The organism is Butyrivibrio sp. YAB3001, from assembly GCF_900112195.1.
Taxonomy (GTDB): Bacteria; Bacillota; Clostridia; order Lachnospirales; family Lachnospiraceae; genus Butyrivibrio.
Map to the genome: position 1 here is coordinate 1 of NZ_FOKR01000004.1, position 20172 is coordinate 20172.

Sequence of the window (20172 nt, forward strand, 5' to 3'; positions counted from 1 at the left end):
ATTATATGATTAATCCATTAATTTTGTCAACTATATTTTCATTTATTTCAGGCAACGACACCAAAGCCAAGAATAGTAAATCTCTTATTTTCCATGCCTTCAGCCATCTTTATTTCTATTGAATGTGACTCTGTCTTTTCATTATTAAATATAATTACTGCATTGCAATGAGTCCAGCCTACTTTTAGTGGATCTGCTTCCATGACAAGCTTTCCATCCACAAAGACCTGAGCAGTGCCAAATGCCGGATTTCCTGAATCTTTGAAAAGAAGAAGCAACTTACTGCATGTTATATTCATCTTAAAGCTTCCAACACCGGTTGACTTCTCGCTGTGATACCAGTTATACGGAAATTCAGGAACAGGAACAATCTCTTTATCCATCTCTACCATCTGAAGTTCCTTATCTATTCCGTCAAAAGAACCTGTCTCAACTCCGGATATACGATATTTGCTTTTCATTTTTATCATATCACGGGCATCTATCAGTTCAACATTTTCAAAGTCTTTTCCAATAACAGGCAAAATGCTCTCAATTGGCTTTTCTTCAGATGAAATGTCACTTATATGTCCATTCACTGAATCCATTAAATTTATAAGGCAGTCAGCCATGATCTGATGTCCCAGATTGCTTGGATGATAAACATCGTAAAAGAACTGGTTCTTAGAGATTACTCTTCCATCATCCGGAAGCAGATTAAACTGAGGAGAAACTGCATCCAAGACGCTGACCATAGGAATATCATATCTAATTCCAACAGGTCCTAACCTGTCCTGAAGATTCCAGTCAAAAGAGAAAACTGCAAATAAGAGCACTACAGCTGGCTTCCATGGTAAATCAAGAGCCTTACGGACAAGTGATTCAAAGCATACGCCCTTTGTCTCATCGCCTTCATCATTTACAGCAAATTCTATTACTATTAGATCAGGTTCTTTATTACCTTCTCTAAGAATATCTCTTTCAAATCTTACCATTCCAAGTTCAGAAGGTGTTCCGCCAACGCCAGCCTTGAGAAGTGTTACCTTTCCACCATTTGCATACTTTTCTTCAAAGGTATCTGCAAAAACTCTCGCATAGCTCTTTTCATGGATAGGAATTGCACCCGCTCCCTGTGTTATTGAGCCTCCAATAAACGCAAGAGTAACATCTTCGCCCTTTCCAGCCTTTTCAAGAACTTTTTCAAGTCTTCCTGCATTTCCCATATGCATAAGACTTCTTCCTATCATTTGCTTATAACCTTCAGATTTAAAATCAACCATTGATTCTAAAGGCTGAATTGGAGCAACAAATCCACTATTTAAATAGAATCTGACATCAACAGACGCCTGTGTTCCCGGTGTATCAAATTCAAAACGTATCTGTCCGGGCTCACGGTCTGACTCTTTCCAGTCAACATCAGACATCTTTATTATCTTCTCCATTCCATCCATTTCAAGATCCATAACTATCTGTGTAGATGTCTGATCAGTCTGTGTTGCACCATACATCTGAAAAACAAATTTTACTTTTTCTTCCTTAATCCTACCTGATACACTAACACCAATTGAGTGTACCATTTTTCTGAACCCTTCAGTTGTCTTCAAGAGTTCAAGCATATAATCATCGGTAATATTACCTGCAATCCTTGCTGCATTGATAAGTCTACCGTCACTTTCATAAATAAACTGTATTCCTCTGCCATCCGGCTGAGGAGCTCCAAATATTTCTTTTCCCTGCATTATAAAAAAGAAAGGTCTTTTCTTAATCGGATCTTTGGGAGCCTTTGGCCCTCTAATTTCTTCGCTCTGCATAGCTTACCATCCCCACTTTTTCCAGTTCACAAATTTTAAGAAATTGTATGCAAGCATCCATTCGCTTGCCGGTCTTTTGCCACAAAAAAAGAGACGGCGCCACTTGAACGCCGCCCCTATATTATTTTTTATTCTAACAAATTATTTGTTAGCTTCGTCTACATAAGACTTCCATGTATCACGGATTGCTTCAACCTGCTCTGAAACAACAGCGCCAGGTCCAATGTTCCAAACGAAGTCAGAACCAAGGTTAAGGTTAGGTACCATTCCGTGGTAAGCAACTGTTCCCTTTTCTGTCATCATTGTGATTGTCTCATCAACTGCTCTCTCATCGAAGATACCATTTCTTGCTGTTGAAAGATATCCGTTGTAATCAAGGTACTCAGCTGAAGGAGCATTTGTGTAAAGGTTCCAAGCAAATGCGATCTTCCAAGCCTTGTCAGCATCGTAGCAAGCTGGGATAGCTGCTGGGTTGTTTGACCAAACGTTGATGTAGTCGTTCATCTTAGGTCCCTTAGGGAACATAACGAATCCAACTTCATCCTGCATATCTTCAAGGAAGTTACCAGGGCATCCTGCATACTCATCTTCTACAAGGAATGCTGCCTGACCGTTAAGGAACTGCTCTTTGTAGTAATCCCACTCAGCACCTTCTGGGTTAGCTACTTCTGCATCATACTTTGTGAATACATCTACTGTCCACTCAAGAGCTTCAAGAGTTTCAGGAGATTCAAGGTTGTATACGAAGTTTCCGTTTGCATCCTTATCGATGTAAGAACCACCGTTTGAGAATACAGCTTCTGTTGTCATAACACCTTCGTTAAGTGTAAGACCATAAACATCGATTGTACCATCGTTGTCCTTATCCTGCTGAACCTTGTCAAGGAGTTCTGTGAACTTATCCCATGTCCAAGTTCCATCAGCCTGCATATCATAGATTGATTCAGGATCGATACCAGCTTCTGTAAGAATTCTCTTGTTGAAGTATACACCAGTTCTTGCTTCTGAATATCCAGCGAACATAGCGTAGATGTGATCACCCTTTGAATACTGCTTGTGAAGTAAGTTTCTCTGGAACTTAACATCGTTGAAATCAAGGCAATCAAGTGTTGAAAGATCATACATAAGGCCGTTAGCCATAGCAGATGTGATAGCTGGATCATCACGAAGAATGAATACATAGTTCTCATCGCCACCTGTTGTAGCATAGTCTACGAAATCTGTAGGTGTTGAACCCCAGTCTGACATAGCCTGTGACTTGATTGTGAAGTTGTATGTCTCCTGGATCCAATCTCTGTACTCTTTAAGAGTCTCTTCATACTCGTTCTGAGGTTCAGCCTCATCTCCTGACCACCAGTCACGGATAATGATTTCCATACCACCAAGGTCTACAGGGTTGCCATCTGCATCTGTAATTACCTTGTAAGGATCATACTCGTCAGATGCTGTTTCTTCTGCAGCTGCTTCAGTAGAAGTTTCTGCTGTTGCGTCACCAGCTGGTGCTGCTTCTGTTGTTGTTTCAGCAGGCTGCTGTGTGTCTGTTGATGCAGGAGCTGCTTCCTGGCTTCCGCATCCTGCCATGCTTGTAAGCATAGCTGCTGTTGCGATAACAGCGGTTGCTTTTGTTGTTAGAGACTTTCTCATACTCTAATCCTCCTTTTTAATGTATCCCCCAATTAGGAAATTTAAAACATATAAACTATTATATGCTTTTTTACTATTTAACGACAATCATTTTTTGCGTTTTTTGCTCAAATATTGCTATTTTATTCAGTTTTTTCATAATACTTTATGTGAGTTTCTACTTCGTTCGCGATATACGGCTTGCTCCACTTGCGTTCCCGCAAGCCTACGTCCATTCGGAATCCGGCCTAATCGGCCTTCTTCCTCATGTCCGTTCAGTCCTCAAGGTCAAGCACTGCTTTGTGCAAGCACAGCAGCACTTGACTTTTCGTCCTTATATCGCTCACATCTTAATACCAGTTGCAGAAATACTTTCAACGAATGAACGCTGAGCAAAGAGGTAAAGAACAATAAGAGGAACGATGATCATAAGTGTTCCTGTTGCAAGAATACAGTTTGAATAAGCAACTGAAATTGTTGTCTTAACACCGTTAATTCTCTGAATGTAAGCACCAAGGCTATCAACAATTCTTGAAAGAGCTGTACTTACAAGCTTTGTGTTACCAAGGAACATTCTTGAATAGAATCCGTCTGTCCACTGCCAAACAAATGCAAACAAAAAGCAAGATGTGAGAATTGGCTTAGCCTGTGGAAGCATGATTCTGATGAATGTCTTAAGTGTGCCGCATCCATCAACGTAAGCAGCTTCTTCAAGGTCACCAGGGATATTTCTGAAATACTGACGGATCATGTAAATGTACAATCCGTTCTTAAGTCCCATACACCCTGCACTCATCAGATAGTAAGGAAGCTTTGAACCACGAAGGTTTACGTAATCTCCGGTTATCAGCTTAAAGATTCCTAAGATATCGAAATATCTGAAGTGCAAATGAAGTGAGCTGGCAATTGTCTGTGGTGGAATGAGGATTACAAGGATTACCATTGCAAACCAGAACTTTTTAAGTGGAAATTCAAATCTTGCAAATCCATATCCAACCAGTGTACATACTGCAATCTGAAGTGCTGCGATTGTAAGAGAGATAAGAAGTGAATTGAGTACTGCTGTCTTATAACTCATAAGTTCTGCAGCAAGTCTGTAGTTACCTGTTGTAAAGTTTTCAGGAATCGAAATAACGATTGGGTTATACAAATCCTTTTCTGTCATGAAGCTTACTGAAATCTTGTTAAAAATAGGCTTAAGGATCAGGAAGCACATTCCGAACAAAAGAATGAATCTTATAATACTAACTGCCTTTTCTGTTACTACTTTCTGCAGGAGGTAACCGCCGGAGAGCTTGTTTCTTTCCCAAAATCCCATCTTAGCGTATCCTGCACGATTCTCCGTATTAGTCATAGTAATAAACCCTCTTTGAAATGAATAATGATGTAACTCCTACAAATGCAAGTACCAGGAAGAAGTAAATCCAGGACATTGCAGATGCATTACCATATTGCTGCTGGTCAATCATAACCTTCTGAATCTTCTTGATTACTTCGTTATCTGTTCTCATACAGAAATCAACTACTGTGTAAACCCAGTTTACAAGAAAAAGAGAACTGATCATTGGGAATGTAATCTTCCAAAGGCTTTCCCACTTTGTACATCCTTCGATATCAGCAGCCTCATACATACTTGATGAGATTGTCTGAAGTCCGGACAGGAAAATAATGATCTGAATACCTGAAGCAAGCGCTACATCATAAATGTTATCGATTACTTCAAAGACTTTTTCATAAGCTCTTACACCAACACCGGCTGTTCTAAGTATTGATTCCAGAGCTCCGGTAATGCTCACGCCACCTGTTGAATCCTCAATTGTCTGAGCAAGCTGTGCCATAAGCTGGTTGTTTGACTCAAGTCCTACAATAACACCGGATGAAAGAATAACCGGGAGGAAGAAAATCGCTCTTACAAGTGCTCTTCCCTTAAACTTCTGATTAAGTATCAGCGCTACAAAGAAACTGAATACTATGATTGCCAGGGAGTAGACAATCATTCTTGAAAGCTCCTCCCATAACAATCTGTTAAACTCCGGATCAACTCTGAATGCGAAAATGTAATTGGTTATACCATTTATTGTCTTTGTTACCTTACCGGCTGCAAGATCAACCTGGCAGAAACTCATGTAACAAGATTCAAATAGTGGCTTGACCATAAAGACCAAAAAACCAATTATGAACGGTGATATGAAAAGATATCCCGATATTGCCTTTCGTTTCTGAAGGCCTGCTAATTTATTTTTTTGCTTACTCATGATTATTGCCTTTCTTATCTTGTTACAACATAGTCTCTTGAAGGAACAACTACGCCATCATCTGTTGTGAATTCACTGTAACCATAATTGACATATACTTTTGTTCCATCAGCATACTCTGTTAAAGATACGTCTGAACTTAAATTGTCATGTCCAACCATTTCCTGGTTGAAAGTATGTCCAAGTTCTGTGTTGTATTTGTTATAAATCTCAAGCATGTGGTTCTTCCAAGCATCGTAGTTAGAACCATAATAATCTGTATAAAGAGTTTTCTGTGTTGCAAATGAAGTCTCATGCATGAATGTGAAGTACAATCCTGCGCCATACTCAGCAGCATAAAGAACTTCATTTTCAGGATTACCATTGATGTTGATAGGATCACCTGTATAATCAACTCTTCCGTGAACAGCTAACTGGAAGAATGGGATGCACTCATCAAGGATTGTGTATTCACTTCCTCTTAAGTCCATACCGGTAACCATCTTTGCAAAAGGAATTGCATAATCATTACCCATATTGATCATAAGTGGAGTTCCATTGTCGTTGTAGCCTTTGAGCTGTTCAACCTGTAAATTAAGAACTGCTTCTCTGCTGTAAGTTTTCTTTCTATAGAAATCTGATGAAAGATCTTCACCAAGATCCTGGAAAGAAGCTCCGGCATTATATTTGTTTGCAGCATTTACAAGGTTATCTGAGTATTTCTTAGTAAGATCTGTGTGAAGCAGATAATACTTGTTATCAGAGTTCTCTCTCTGCGCATATGTTACATGGCTGTATTCGAAGAGTTCTGCTCTCTCTTTACTGATAAGCTTTGCAGCATCTCTATAGGAGAAGAATCCATCCAAAAGATCACTGTCATATGCATACTGTGTAATACCATTGAGATAAACTGTATTGCCGTTTGCATTTGCGCTGCTTACCATATTCGCAAGATCTTTTTTGCTACCAAGTGCGCCGATTGTCTTAGTCTTAGCTAAAACTTTCTGCTCAACGCCTCCGTTACACCAACCTGTCATCTTAACATGTATATTGGAAAGTCCTGCGTTTGTAAGATCTGTAAGCATTTCAGATGCTTCATTGTAACTTGTAAGCTTAAGCGGTCTCTTTACAGGAACACCAAGAATCTGCTTAACCTTGTCAATAGCTCCTATAACTTCAATTGCAACAGGTGTGCTTGCATCATCTACAAGATCAAGATATCCGGCATATTCTTTCTGAAGATATTGGCCGTATTCTTTAGCCATATCCACATAACTTCCTGAATTAACGAATTTATATCTCTGTGAGATTGTCTCGTCCGGAAGGTTTCTTGCATACTCGTAAATTTCACTGTTTGCAATATCACCAACATCGTATTGCTCTCTCTGGCAGATACTGTACTTAGCATTTACAAAGTTGTAACTGTGGTTCTTTCCTGCAATATCGGCCTGGATTGAAGCATAACTTCTTCCGTTTTCAAGGATACAAACAAAGGAATCATCTCCTTCAGAAACACCATATACTCCGTAGTAAGCTCTTGTGTTATGAACTACTGCTTTTCTTCCAAGGCACATATCCCAACCGTATACGTTTGTATAGTAACTACTCTGAGATGTCTTGCCATTGTTGAAGTTTATAAGTGCTCCGCCGCCCTCAGGAACAACCATAAATCCTGTATCATCAGGTCCGCCTGCTCCAAAATATGGAAGAGGTGTGATTGTATAGATAGGGGTTTCCTTATCATACTGAAGGTCTTTAAATGGTACTTCTACTACAAGATCTTTTCCATCGAGCTTATATACAACACTTACATTGAAGATTGGGTTATCAGATGATGATGTTGAAAGATCAAGTTCTTTATCCTTGAGATAATCATCATATGTATATCCTACTGCTTCGAATTCGTCCTGAATTGTCTTTCTTACGTTTTCCTTTGTTCCACTTCTAAGAACATAGATAACGTTTGTCTCAATGATAGGATAATTTGCTAAAAGCTCATCCTTATTATCTTTTGCTGTAAGTTTGTTGATGTCATACTTTTTGTAGTACTGCTTGATAAGATCTGCTTTCTTCTTGTCCATCTTACCAAGGTAACCTTCAAATTCTTCCTTTGTTATTACAGGAGGAATTGTGTATTCCTTTTCAACACTACCTAAAGAATAATTAACTCGGATTTCGTTATCACCAGGTACTATCTCATAAATACCGTTTGTTGCACTAAATGCATATGAGTTGTAGGTTGTCTCAAGACCCTGTGTGATTGAGTAGGACATAACAAGTGGTGACTGAAGGAAATTCTTCTGATCATCAAGTGCTGCTGTATCTTCAGCTGCGTTCTGCGGATTTGAATACCAAACCTTTCCGCTGTCCTTAACTTCAAGTGAAAACTCTGTTGTCTTGGGATCCATTGTCAGTTTCAACTGGCCGTTATCAACAACTATCGGATCTTCACCGCCTTCATAAGCATATGGGGCAATTGCTTCTTTTTCCTCTGTCGGAGCTTTTGTATTTATTACGTAAATTGCTGCTCCCGCAATGATAAGGAAAATAATGATTGAGGGAAGAAGTTTTAAAAATCCCTCTAATATTTTTTGTTGTAATTCATTTAATTTCTTCTTTTCTGTCTTCAACTCCGTCACCCCTTATCCTACATTCGGAACATCAATTCTTTTCCTAAAGAAATGAAATAAGCTATTCCCTGTGAAATCATACTAAAGAAAATCATAAGAATAAAGATCATGACCAGCATTGCAAACAGTGTTGCGATTGTAAATAAAAGGTTCTTACCTGCTGAGTATTCATGAATCTGTCCCATAGCAGCTATTACAAGAAGTCCACACCAGACAAGTGATAATGCACTTACAACTGTATAGAACTGAGCTTCGTTTACGGTAACAAAATTACTGAAAATCATAAGTGGGAACTGAACAAGTGGATAAGGTGTAAGTGCGTAACATGTTGCCATATACACCTGACCAAGTCGGCCTTTTCCATCAAACAATGTTGTAAGTCCCCAGTTTCCTAATACCCACAATGAAAGTGGGAAAAGAATACTTGCCAGGTACAGGAAGATATTCAAATCTTCCCAGTAAACCTGAAGCATGATAAAGCTTGTATAACGCAGCTTCATGATACGTACCAGAAGCGTAAGAGCCAGTATCGTGTTGGCCGCAGCCATGGTACCACGTTTTTCATGTGTTAGATCCCAAAAACCATCAAGAGGATGGGTAATGCAGTAAAGCGCAAATTTCAAGGAATCTATATATTTTTCTTTTGGATTATCTATTGATTTTGTATTTGCTATCATTTCCATCACCCGTTCCTGCCTGCAATAAAGATATCTGCTGTATCAATCTCATAACGGATACTCTTAACTTTTCCAATACCAAGTGGAATCAAGAACAATGCAAGTATCACTATTACAATCCATACTATATTTTCTTCAACCCACTGTTTTCTGTACTGTTTGTATGCTTTAGAGTAGTTCTCTGCGTCATACTCAAGTTCAAAGTAATCCATTGCTTCTTTGTATTTTTCCTGACGAAGAAGTGATCTTCCGATTCCGATGTAAGCAAGATCATAGTTACCATTCTGGTTCATGACTTCCTGCCATGCTGCACCGGATTCTTCATATTTACCCTGATCAAAGTCTTCAACAGCCTTATATACAAGATTACCGAAATCTGTTGGTACGAATGCTGTCAATGAATTGTCCAAACTATCAAGGACATAAAGTTCATGGCCAATGTGGTCTATAGCAGATGGTCTTCTGAAGTATCCATCCATATTACCGTTACCACCAAAGGCAAATACTAATCTTCCCTGGTCATCGTAACCAAACATTCTTCCTCTGTTTCTGTCGAGACATACATAAATGTCATTGTCCATAACAGTTACATCCGTGAAGATTGAAGGTCCTTCATAACCACCGCCTGATCCCCAGTATAGATCACCCTGTACAGGCCATTCACCGTTCTTAACCAAAATATCATTACCCATCAGGTTAAGTTTTCTGACTGCATTTTCTGTCTTTTCAGAATCATCATTCAGCGCAATTGTTGAATAGATGAATCCTTCGTAATCCATGTAGATGTTCTCGTACTCAGTTGGTACAAATGATTCCATCTTTGCTCTCTGTTCCTGAGAAGCAATCTTTTTCCAGATATAATCGGTCCAGTTAAATTTAACAGGTGTAGCTCCTACGAATCCTGAGAAGGTTCCATCGTTTTCATATTTAATAAGACCTTTGTTGATACCTGTTGCTATACAGTAAACACGTTCTGCTGTATCAACCGCAAGTTTTGTTGGCTGAAATACAAGCTTGGGATCAAGAGTATTATCATCAGGTTTTACAAATTCCATGATGTAGTTAAGATCTTTGTCAACCTTTACGACTCTTGCGTTACCCTGATCTGCTATGAACATGTTGCCATCTTCAGAAATCGCAAAGTCTGTCGGGTTATTAAATGTGTTTGAACCCTGCGCACCATTTATGGTGTCTATAATTCTTACTACTTCCAGCTTTTCAGGTGAAACCCTGTTTAGCTCAATAATTCTGTTATTTCCGCTATCGCAAAGATAAATCGAATTACCATCTACGAACAGTCCCTGTGGATTTTTAAGTTTTACATCAAGTCCAAGTTCTGATGAGGTGAATACTTTACAAACAGTATAAAAATCAGCACTGTCTTTATAATCGCCCCAGTAATCGTAGTTATAAGTATATCCGCCTTCATTGCTGCTTGCAGATACCTGAAGTGGCTGAAGAAATGCAGTTGCTATCGCAAGTATTGCCATTCCAGTTTTTAAAAAGAAATTCTTCTTACGCATATCACTTCAACCTTTCAAATTAATCTTTCAAACCTGAGCTAGCCATTGTTTCAAGAATCTGGCTCTCTGAGAATACGAAGATGATAATAGGAACTATCATTACTACTACAAGAACCGCAGCTCCCTGACCCGTTCTTGCAATACCACCACTCTGAATCTGCTGAAGAGCAAATACAAGAGTTTTTCTTTCCTCTGAGTAGATATATGTTGATGCTCTGTTGTTCCACAATCCCTGTACAGAGAAAATAATAAGTGTCATCCACGCAGGTTTAACGTTTGGCATTACAATTCCTGAGAAAACTTTCCACTCATTAGCGCCGTCAATCTTGGCAGCTTCAATAAGTGATGTAGGAAGTCCTTCCATGAACTGCTTCATAAGGAAAAGTCCCATTGGAGAAGCGAATGCAGGAATGATAATTGACCAGTAAGTATCGATCCAACCAAGTTTATTCAGAATCAGGTAGTTAGGAATTGCTGTAACCCAACCTGTGAACATCATGGCAACCGTTACAATCTTGAAGAAAAGCTGGTTTCCGGGGAATTCATACTTAGCAAGTACGAAAGCGCCCATAGAAGCTATGATAAGGTGTCCTGCTGTTCCCATGAAAGTAATAAATACTGTGTTGAACAGATATCTTGTAAATGTTACCCATGATTTGCCCATTGTTACGAACAGATCAGAGAAATTATCCATTGTTGGATGCTGTGGAAAAATCTTTGGTGGGAATTTAAACAACTCATCCAATGGCTTAAGTGCACTACTTACCGCATAAATAATCGGGAAAGCCATAATGAATGCCACCAGTAAAAGGAATACATAAAGTGCTATATCACCGGCTATAGACCTGTTTGGTTTTCTTTTCTTAATCAGCTTGCTCATATCAAGTACCAACTCTCCTTAACAGACTTTGAATTGCCTTGTTGCAAAGTATCATCATCAGGAACAAGATTGTTGCTATTGCACAGGCATAACCCATTTCAAATCTTGAATAACCATAGTCAAACAGGTGTGTTACGATGGTACGTGCTGCGTAATCTGTTGAAGGATATCCGCAAAGAGCCATTGTTACATCTGCTACACCAAAAGATGATGTAATGGTCATAACCGCACCGAACATAAGCATTGGCTTCATGTTTGGAAGAGTTATGTACCAAAGTTCCTGCCATCTGTTCTTGATTCCGTCCATGTAACCTGCTTCGAACTGAGATCTGTCAACGCCCTGAAGTCCGGCTACGAATGAAAGGAATCCACTTCCCATACTCATCCAGAGAATAACTAACATACATATTGGAAGCATGTATTTAGGATCAATAAACCAAAGCTTTGGTGCATCGATAATTCCTACATTCATAAGGAAAGCATTTACATATCCGTAAGCATCTCCTCTGAAGAATACTGAGAAGATTACGTAACAGTTACCGGCAATTGATGGAGCGTAGAAGACGATAACCGCGATACTTCTTATCCATCTTGGGAGCTCATTGATGAGCCATGCGAACAGGAAGGAAAGGATATAACCCAAAGGTCCCGTTATAATTGCTATCATCAAGGTGTTTTTTACACCGATCAGGAAGATGTCATCCTGCAAAACAAGTGAAATATAATTTTGAAGTCCTATGAACCTCGGTGGTTCAAGAATGTTGTAATATGTGAAGCTATAATATATAGAAGAAAGAACCGGCAACACATAGAACATAGTAAAAAGAATTGCGTAAGGAGCCAGGAAAAGATAACACATTTTTCTATTCTTTGCTTTCTTCCAGGCAACATTCATGTTGTGCTTACGCAGTGTGAAGTATTTGTTCAGATATTCCTTCATTTCTGGTCTCCTGAAAATCAAACTTATTTTTAGTCTTTATTTATTCAGCAGCCGGCAGTTAAGCACCGGCTGCATGATAACAATGTTTACATGGAACTTTTAGTCAACAGGCATACCAAACTCGATACGCTTCTTTCTGATCTCTTCATCAATAAGAATTGAGTAATCGATGATAGTCTCTCGTGAGTCAACCTTTTCATTTATTACTTTTCTGATTGCGTTAGAGATGTGACGTCCTGTGAAATATCCACCCGGAACTTCTCTGATTCCTACTGTGCTATCCCACTGCTTATTCAAAACTTCAATGTCCTCTGTACTCCATGACAGATTTGAAAATGCATCTCTGTTTGCTGTTGCATATCTTGCTGAAGAACCAAGGAGCGCTTCGATTTCACGTCCGAAACGAACCTGTGTATCTGCATTTGACCACCACTTCATGAATTCCCAAGCGTTCTTACGAAGCTCTTCATCCTCAGTCTTGATCATCATTGTTGCGCTTCCTGTGATAAAGTCTGATCTGTTGAGTGTTCTCTTTCCTGTAGCATCCTCAACATAAGTTCCAGGGATCAAAGTGAAATCCCAAAGTCCTCTAATTTCAGGAGCAGATACCATAAGTGTGTTGTATGTTGAGTATGGTGCAATTCCTATCGGCATTTCTCCTGAACGGAATCTGCTGACAAAGTCATAAACAGTAGGAATACCATAATCGTTAAAGTATCTTACATAATCATCAAAGGCCTTAACACCAGCCTCTGTATTAACTGTTGTCTTTGTGCCTTCCTCGTTGTACATATCTCCGCCGTACTGATAAAGGAGTGAGAAGTACATTGAAAGGTCCGGAGCATTCGACATTACTGATGTGGAAGATGCTGCTGCGCCGCTACTTCCTGCTGCTGTAGGAATACCGATTGAAAGGTTGTTACCCTGAATTGTAGGAAGCATTTCAATCAGTTCTTTCCATGTATTAGGAACTTCAAGTTCCATTTCCTGTAAAACGTCTTTTCTGTAGAACATTACGTTGAAAGTCTGTGTTTCAGGTACGCCGTAGATCTTACCGTCAAGCTTAAACTGTTCATAAGAACTTTCTGAGTAATGGCTAAGAACTTCCTGCCATCCATCAAACTGAGTAATATCTTCAGCTGCTCCTCTGAGCGCATAGTTTACAGGCTGGTCAGCACCTACTGAAAGAACTACGTTTGGTCCTCTTCCTGCAAGTACCGCATTAAGAAGTGCACCCGGATCAACGATTTCTACGTTAACCTTAACTCCTGTTGAAGTTGTGAAATCATCATCAACCATTGTCTTAAGGATTGTTCCCTGATCACGACCTGTAAGAACCCAAACCTTAACTACCTTGTCGCTTGCCTTTTCATCATATACATCTCCGACTGAGTTGTAATCTACGAAGAATGATGCTACGAAGGATTTGATCTCATGAGCTGCCTTTGTAAAGAAGTTTGCTTTTTCTTTCTTAGGTTGTACACCTGTACCTGAAACTACGATATAATCGATATCCAGTTTTGTCTCACTCATGTTAAGTGAAGCAGTTCCAAGTGATGTGATGTTATCCTTAAAGGTTGTAAACTCTGTTGTGATCTTCTGTGGCTTCTCACAGAATCTTTCAAGCTGCTGAGCAATTGTCTGCGCTGTTGCAATGTTATCAGCCATCTGTCCGGAATAAGCAACCATGTCATCAACTATCTTGTAAAGTCTCTTTGCTTCGAGCTCCATGGCATCCATGATTTCCGGATAAGTTGTTTCAATATGATAATCTCTGTAAACATCTGGGCTTGCGCCTGTGTAAACAAGAATTCTTCTATAAATCTGGTTTAATCTGTAGGTTGAATCCTCCATTTCCTGAAGAATCTCACCCATTCCACCAAGAACAGCTTCAAGTCTGATTGTGTGCTGTCCCTTCTTTAAATAGAAGTTAAATGGTGTTCCATTCTCATCAGCAAGATCTTTGCAATCCCAATCATTCATATATTCAAAGGATATCTCATTAAGATCTGCAAAAGGAACTTCTCCATCGATAAGGACTTTTCTGTTTGATACTGAACCTCTTGAGTAGTTCTGACGTCCCTTTACCATGATGTTGTAATAACCATCTTCAGGGACTTCAAAGTTCCACTCAATCCACTGACCTGAACTTCTCCAGCTCTCACCACCTACATAGTTAAGAACTGTTGTTGTAACACTGTTAGGAGAAGTTGTTGGTGAAGAACGATCATATTTAGCATAAAGAGATGATTCAGATCTGAGTGTTGAATCTTCACCCTGTACTAACTGAAGGTAGTTCTTAGCAGTATCTGAACCTTCACCTGCCTGATTAGCTGCAAGGTATTCTTCATAGCTAGGCTTTTCTTTGATTGCCTTGAGCTCTAAATCAGAAATGAGCATTGGCTCGTTATCAGCTTCAAGAGTAAGTTCGTTTTCTCCCTTATTAAAATAGAAGACATACGGCTCAGGAACAAATCCCATATCATCTCTGAAGTATGCGTTCTGCCAACCAAAGTATTCAACCTGTCTTGGGCGGATCTCATTGCCCTGGTTATCAACCTTAACATCGCCGCCATCCATCCACATTCTTGTGAAAGAAACGTTTCTGGCATCTTCAAAAGGAATCTCTCCGTTGATGTAAACAGTTCTTTCAGCCGGAACTCCTCTTGACTCAGGAAGATAATACTCAACATAGAGCTGATAAAAACCTTCCTTAGGAACATCAACTTTCCAGGTTACTTTTGAACCTGTATCTGTGAAAAGAGCATCCTGCTTATCATCAGTTGCGCCCTGTTCAACATGGACATCTCCTGTCCCGTCGTAGCTCATGATGTCAACCTTCACATCCGTGTCAGGCTTTGCTTCATCTTTATGAGCATTGACATAACCGGTGTAACCTCCGGTTCTTTCCATTCCTTCAATTTCTACTGTTAAATCGGTGTCTGCGTACTTATCATGGAAGTCTTTCTTTTCCGTTCTGGATAAGATCACACAAACTACAACGATTGCTGCAAAAATCCCAAGTACAATTAGTAGTTTTTTTAAAGTCTCATTCATATCCTTAAGTCCTTTTTTTAAGTTTCTGCAAAAACCCAAAATGCTGGCTTTGGTTTATAAAGATCATCAAACAGTAATGGACATTGCGCCTTTTCCTTGTTACTGCCTCCGCCTACTGTTGAACGGTGCTGTAACCATGAGTATTTATCAACTGTCCCCCAGAATGTAATTCCTGAAACATCTACACCTGAATTCTTGACAGACTGCAATGCGTAGTACATAAGGTTGTATGTCTTTCGCATCTTCTCATACTCTTTTTCCTTGGACTCTTCGCTTCCATCGTAATCATCACTGGAACTAAGATCCCATTCTGTTATCTGAATGCTTCCAACTATCTTCCCATACGCTTTGGCCGAAGTTTCAACATCATTGGCTGAAGGAGAATCTACATTATAATGTCCCTGCATACCCATTGCTGAAATTCTGGTTCCCACTCCAGGTTCGCCTTCCTGATCCTTTACCGCCTGCAAAAGAGCTATTATTCCGTTTCTCTTCTGTGCACTGCATTCATTGTAGTCGTTGTAGTAAAGTTCAAGTTCCTGTGGAGCATATTTGTTTGCGTATTTAAAAGCATTTATAATGAAGTCTTCGCTCTGATATACATGCCACCAACTTGAATTGTTACCATGTCTGTCTTCCGAAAGATCTTCATTAGGGTTTTCAGCATCTGATCTGTAAGTTCCTGTAGCATCTGAAACTGCTTCGTTTACTACATCCCATCCATAAAACAGATCTTTGTAAGGAGAATCTTCTCCGGTAAAGTGAGTGAGCACTTCTCTTATGTACCACTCAAGCCTCTTGTCCATTTCTTCCTTACTTACATAAGGCTTTGTCTTGTCATAATCTTCATGGAAGAACCATTCAGGCGTCTGTGAATGCCAAACTAAAACGTGGCCTCTGACTTTTATCTCCCTGTCTGGATTAACTTCATTCCATTTAAGGAACTTATTTAATATTTTTTCTGGATTTGAATAATCGATTTTCGGAACTGTGATCGTCTCACCGTTAAGTTCCGCTTCTTCTGTTCCGGGACAAGTACTAACGCTGTATCCAAAAAGTGAATCCGGTTTTAATTCATTTCCAAGCGTCACAGCATTAAAATGTGTTGTAACCAAATTCCACAGCGGTATATCCCACGGTTCTTTTCCGGTGATTGCGCATCCGATCCGGCATCCCAGTTTTTTCTCTACGCTATCTCTCAGCGCTGGAATTTCCTCTTCTGCAGCCTCACTGCTATCCTCCCCGACAGCCTCTGCAGTTTCCGAATCAGATTGACCAGTATCTGATATGTTTTCTTCGGATTTCTCTTCAGATGAATTATCCGACGTTGCTTCCTGACTGGCGCTATCCGTCACGTTTTTGCTGACATTATTACCGGTGCTCCCACACGCGGTAAAGGTCAGCATCGTCGTCGCCGCCAACAAAGCAACTAAAGACTTTCCCCTTTTGTACACTTTCGTACCCTCCCATTTGGTACTCAAAATTTGCTGATATCTCAAATAACTGACAATGAATAGCATATCGGCTTTTGGCAAGGCTCGCCTATCATTTTTTGCCTATAGTTCTTCAAATATTGCTTTTCATGTTCAAAAAATGCGGTCAGCTTTTTGTGCACATTTCACAATATGACAAAAAAATTTTTGTTCCCCTTTATTTAATATTAGCACAATTTATAAGAAGATAGCAATAATTGAGAAGAACATATTATCAGATAATGTTATTATGTTAACGCATTTGTAACATTAATATGGAATTCGGCAGAAATGAGCCAATTTTTGTTACAACAATACTTTGTAAGGAGCGCAATATTGCTGTGAACAAATCAGATTCTATCAAATTAGACTATTACAAACAGAACACTGACTATAGTGACAGAATTTTGGAAGGGAATAACGAAAAGTCTATTTTCCCTAAGGATAGTTCAATACGTATATGGTACAACGAGCTTCCCAATGATTATCCTTCGCATTGGCATAATGCATTAGAAATCTGCGTTCCAATCGAAAATTATTATGATGTTGATGTGGATAATGAATCTCATCATGTAATGCCGGGAGATATTCTTTTTATACCTCCGCGCAAGTCCCACTATCTTCATGCACCTCAGAGCGGAAGCAGGTATATCTGTCTTTTTGATATTGACTTCTTCTCTTCAATGCGCGGTTACTCAGGCCTTATGAATATGTTAAAAGACTGTATTCATATCACTCCTGAAGGTTTTGCTCCTATATATAATGAAATATTTGATCTCTTTTCACAGATCTGGAATGAGTATTTCCAAAAAACAGAGTTCTACGAGTTTTCAATTTACTCACATCTGTTCCAGATCATGACGATTTTATCAAGATATCAGCTTAACAAGATACATCTTTTTACTGAGAGCACTCCGGTAAAGAGGCGCGAGTATTTCGAAAAACTTAACACAGTCATTGATTATATCGATGAAAACTATGCCTACGATATAACACTCGAAGATGCAGCATCCTACAGTGGTTTTTCCAAGTTCCATTTTTCCAGACTTTTCAAGGAATATATGGGCTGCACATTTTATGACTATTTGATCAACCAGCGTATCAAAGCTACCGAAGTTCTTTTAACAAGAGATGACCTTTCAATCACAGACATTGCTCTGCAATCAGGCTTTTCAAGCATCTCTACATTTAACAGAACCTTTAAGTTAAAGAAAGGATGCACTCCCGGTGAGTACAGGTCTCTTTTCTCAGGTGGTCTTGTAAAAGAAAAAGGCAGTTCAGCAAAAGCTACAAAGTAAATTCGGATTCATCAAAAAGCTTCAAACCTTGTAAGTTTTAGCTTAGTATTTCAACATAGTTAATCATATGTAGCACTCATAATTATGGAATCTTCAGTCATACGTTCTATTAAGCGTAAGACTAAAGATTCCATTTTTTTCTTTTACTCTGCAATCCAGGAGTATACTTCAAAATTCTCACCAGAATATACAAAATAAACATTATGCTCGCCTGTTACTGCTTCGCTAAGTTCAGCAGTTACTTCCGTAAGGTCGCTACCCGGTGCATTAACCTCTGCTACTGCTACAGGCTCTGATGAAGGAAGGTCAAGACAAACTCTGATTGTTCCTTCGCCTTTTCCGCGAACCTTGAAAGTAAAGCTATTTGCGCCTTCTCCAAAGTCAACGCCTGAAACGCTTGTCCATGAACCGTCATGAATTCCTGCAAGGATCATATCTCCGGAGCCGCTCTTTTCAGCACTCTCACCATACTGCTTAGTTGTGATCTCAGCTGCATTTGACATAGTAACTGCCTTGATCTCTGTATATGGATCAACACTCTTAAGCTGCTCAACACCGGCTCTTGTTCCCTTACTTGCTGTTGGTGCATTGTTTTCATCAAGAAGGAGCTTATCAACATTGGTGCTGCGGTATCCACCGTCGATACCCATTTTTTCCTCAAGTATTCTTGAATGATATGTGATATACCACTCTCCATTAAATTCGAACATGCAGTGATGGTTATTTCCGCCTCTTCCAAAGAACGCTTCAGGATTCTTTAAAACAGCATTGCATCTCTCAAAAGGTCCCATAGGATTATCAGACTTCATTGTTACAATTTCACCTGACTCAAATCCAAGTTCTTTTGCTGCTTCAGGAGTTACATTGAAATTAGAACAATATGAATAATAGTATGTTCCGTCAATCTTGTTAATTCCTGAATCCTCAAATAAATAGTCAACGTTTTCAATTGCTATAGGATCGCCATCAAGGCTTATCATGTCATCACCAAGCTTAGCCACACGCGCTGTTCCGGGATTTGAAGCCTTATCAGGAGAAGGAACTCCACCGCCAACATAGATGTATGCTGAGCCATCATCGTCCATAAGCACAGCCGGATCAAAAAGCCATGTAACTTCTGCGCAATTTGGTGTCTCACGTGAGATAAGTGGTTTTCCTAAAGGATCTGTGTATGGTCCATAAGGTGTATCTGATGTAAGAACACCAATTCCATTTCCATTATTTGCAAAGTATAAAAAGAACTTGTCTTTTCCATCTATATTCTTATAAGCTGCTGCAGGTGCCCAGGAATTAGGTCCCCAGCTTGCAGCACCTTTTTTTCCTGCTGCATAAACTGTTCCATGGTCAGTCCAGTTAACAAGATCATCTGATGAGATGACATTGATTGTATCAATATTTCCGTATGTATTCTCTTTAACTGTCTTGTCCGGATTATATGACACTTTATCTCCTGTCATATAAAGATACACTCTGCCATCATATACCAGAGCATATGGATCCGCGCCAAATCTCTGAACCATGACCGGATTATGGTCCATTATGCCTTTTGCGCTGGATTTTACTTCTACTTTTTCTAACATCTTTTCCTCGCTCATTTCTTTCTGGTCCCCCTCACTTTCTGTAATAATACTTTCATTTTTCTCAGTTTCTGTGCTCTCCCTTTGAAAGCCGCAGGCACTAAAAATCAAAGCCATCCCTGTAATCATGCCTAATATTTCAATTCTCTTTTTCAAACCATAGGCACCTTTTGAATATCTCATTTCTAATTCCCCTAAATCACCTTCCGCCACACCGGAAGATTTCTCATAAAAAATATAGTGACAAACCTGTGCATTTTTACACAAGTTACCAAAAGAATATATTTCATAGTCAATACTATGTGCCACTAAAAAGTTGCTGATTTCATTTCAATAATTGCGATAGCAGCCTCCAGAAGCCGCATTTAGCAAGGATTTGAGAGTATGTAGCAATAATTGAGTGGAACATTTTGACCCCCAAAAGCTATATATTAATGTGAAGAAAAAAGAACTTTTTTACTATATAAATCA

Annotated in this window: 13 protein-coding genes; 1 reads left to right on the forward strand and 12 read right to left on the reverse strand. The window is 39.4% G+C overall.

Annotation, left to right across the window (positions count from 1 at the left end; translation table 11 throughout):
* Positions 1-47 precede the first annotated feature (47 nt).
* The 11 genes from BM086_RS05235 to BM086_RS05285 all read right to left on the reverse strand — a co-directional run bounded on the left by BM086_RS05235 (position 48) and on the right by BM086_RS05285 (position 16808).
* Positions 48-1790 (reverse strand): SGNH/GDSL hydrolase family protein, encoded by a 1743-nt coding sequence (locus BM086_RS05235; RefSeq protein WP_242952127.1) that lies wholly within the window; start codon positions 1788-1790, stop codon positions 48-50.
* 141 nt (positions 1791-1931) lie between these two features.
* A complete protein-coding gene (locus BM086_RS05240) occupies positions 1932-3434 on the reverse strand; it encodes an ABC transporter substrate-binding protein (RefSeq protein ID WP_092324486.1) in 1503 nt (500 codons plus the stop codon).
* A gap of 322 nt (positions 3435-3756) precedes the next feature.
* Positions 3757-4767, reverse strand: coding sequence for a carbohydrate ABC transporter permease (locus BM086_RS05245; protein WP_092324489.1), 1011 nt, complete (start codon positions 4765-4767; stop codon positions 3757-3759).
* Positions 4760-5668: a carbohydrate ABC transporter permease gene (locus BM086_RS05250; protein WP_092324492.1), complete on the reverse strand. Its 909-nt coding sequence runs from the start codon at positions 5666-5668 to the stop codon at positions 4760-4762. The genes BM086_RS05245 and BM086_RS05250 overlap by 8 nt, the downstream gene beginning before the upstream one ends.
* A 14-nt stretch (positions 5669-5682) precedes the next feature.
* Positions 5683-8277 carry a DUF5696 domain-containing protein gene (locus BM086_RS05255; protein WP_092324495.1) on the reverse strand — a complete coding sequence of 865 codons (2595 nt, stop codon included), beginning with the start codon at positions 8275-8277 and terminating at the stop codon, positions 5683-5685.
* A 17-nt stretch (positions 8278-8294) separates the two neighbouring features.
* Positions 8295-8954: a YIP1 family protein gene (locus tag BM086_RS05260; protein ID WP_092325155.1), complete on the reverse strand. Its 660-nt coding sequence runs from the start codon at positions 8952-8954 to the stop codon at positions 8295-8297.
* Positions 8955-8959: 5 nt separating this feature from the next.
* Complete coding sequence (locus BM086_RS05265; protein WP_092324498.1) at positions 8960-10477, reverse strand: hypothetical protein; 1518 nt, start codon at positions 10475-10477, stop codon at positions 8960-8962.
* Positions 10478-10496: 19 nt separating this feature from the next.
* Positions 10497-11357 carry a carbohydrate ABC transporter permease gene (locus BM086_RS05270; protein WP_092324502.1) on the reverse strand — a complete coding sequence of 287 codons (861 nt, stop codon included), beginning with the start codon at positions 11355-11357 and terminating at the stop codon, positions 10497-10499.
* A gap of 1 nt (position 11358) precedes the next feature.
* Entirely contained in the window at positions 11359-12297 is a 939-nt protein-coding gene (locus tag BM086_RS05275; RefSeq protein WP_092324506.1) for a carbohydrate ABC transporter permease, read from the reverse strand.
* Positions 12298-12396: 99 nt separating this feature from the next.
* The gene (locus tag BM086_RS05280; protein ID WP_092324509.1) at positions 12397-15354 is read right to left on the reverse strand and encodes an extracellular solute-binding protein; all 2958 of its coding nucleotides are present in this window, start codon (positions 15352-15354) and stop codon (positions 12397-12399) included.
* A 17-nt stretch (positions 15355-15371) separates the two neighbouring features.
* Positions 15372-16808, reverse strand: a complete 1437-nt coding sequence (locus BM086_RS05285) for an endo-1,4-beta-xylanase (protein ID WP_175560113.1) — start codon at positions 16806-16808, stop codon at positions 15372-15374.
* Positions 16809-17167: 359 nt separating this feature from the next.
* Here BM086_RS05285 and BM086_RS05290 point away from each other — a divergent pair, with 359 nt between their 5' ends.
* Positions 17168-18124, forward strand: coding sequence for a helix-turn-helix transcriptional regulator (locus BM086_RS05290; protein ID WP_242952128.1), 957 nt, complete (start codon positions 17168-17170; stop codon positions 18122-18124).
* Between the two features lie 143 nt (positions 18125-18267).
* Here BM086_RS05290 and BM086_RS05295 read toward each other — a convergent pair whose 3' ends face one another.
* Entirely contained in the window at positions 18268-19884 is a 1617-nt protein-coding gene (locus tag BM086_RS05295) for a glycoside hydrolase family 43 protein (RefSeq protein ID WP_242952129.1), read from the reverse strand.
* Positions 19885-20172: the final 288 nt, after the last annotated feature.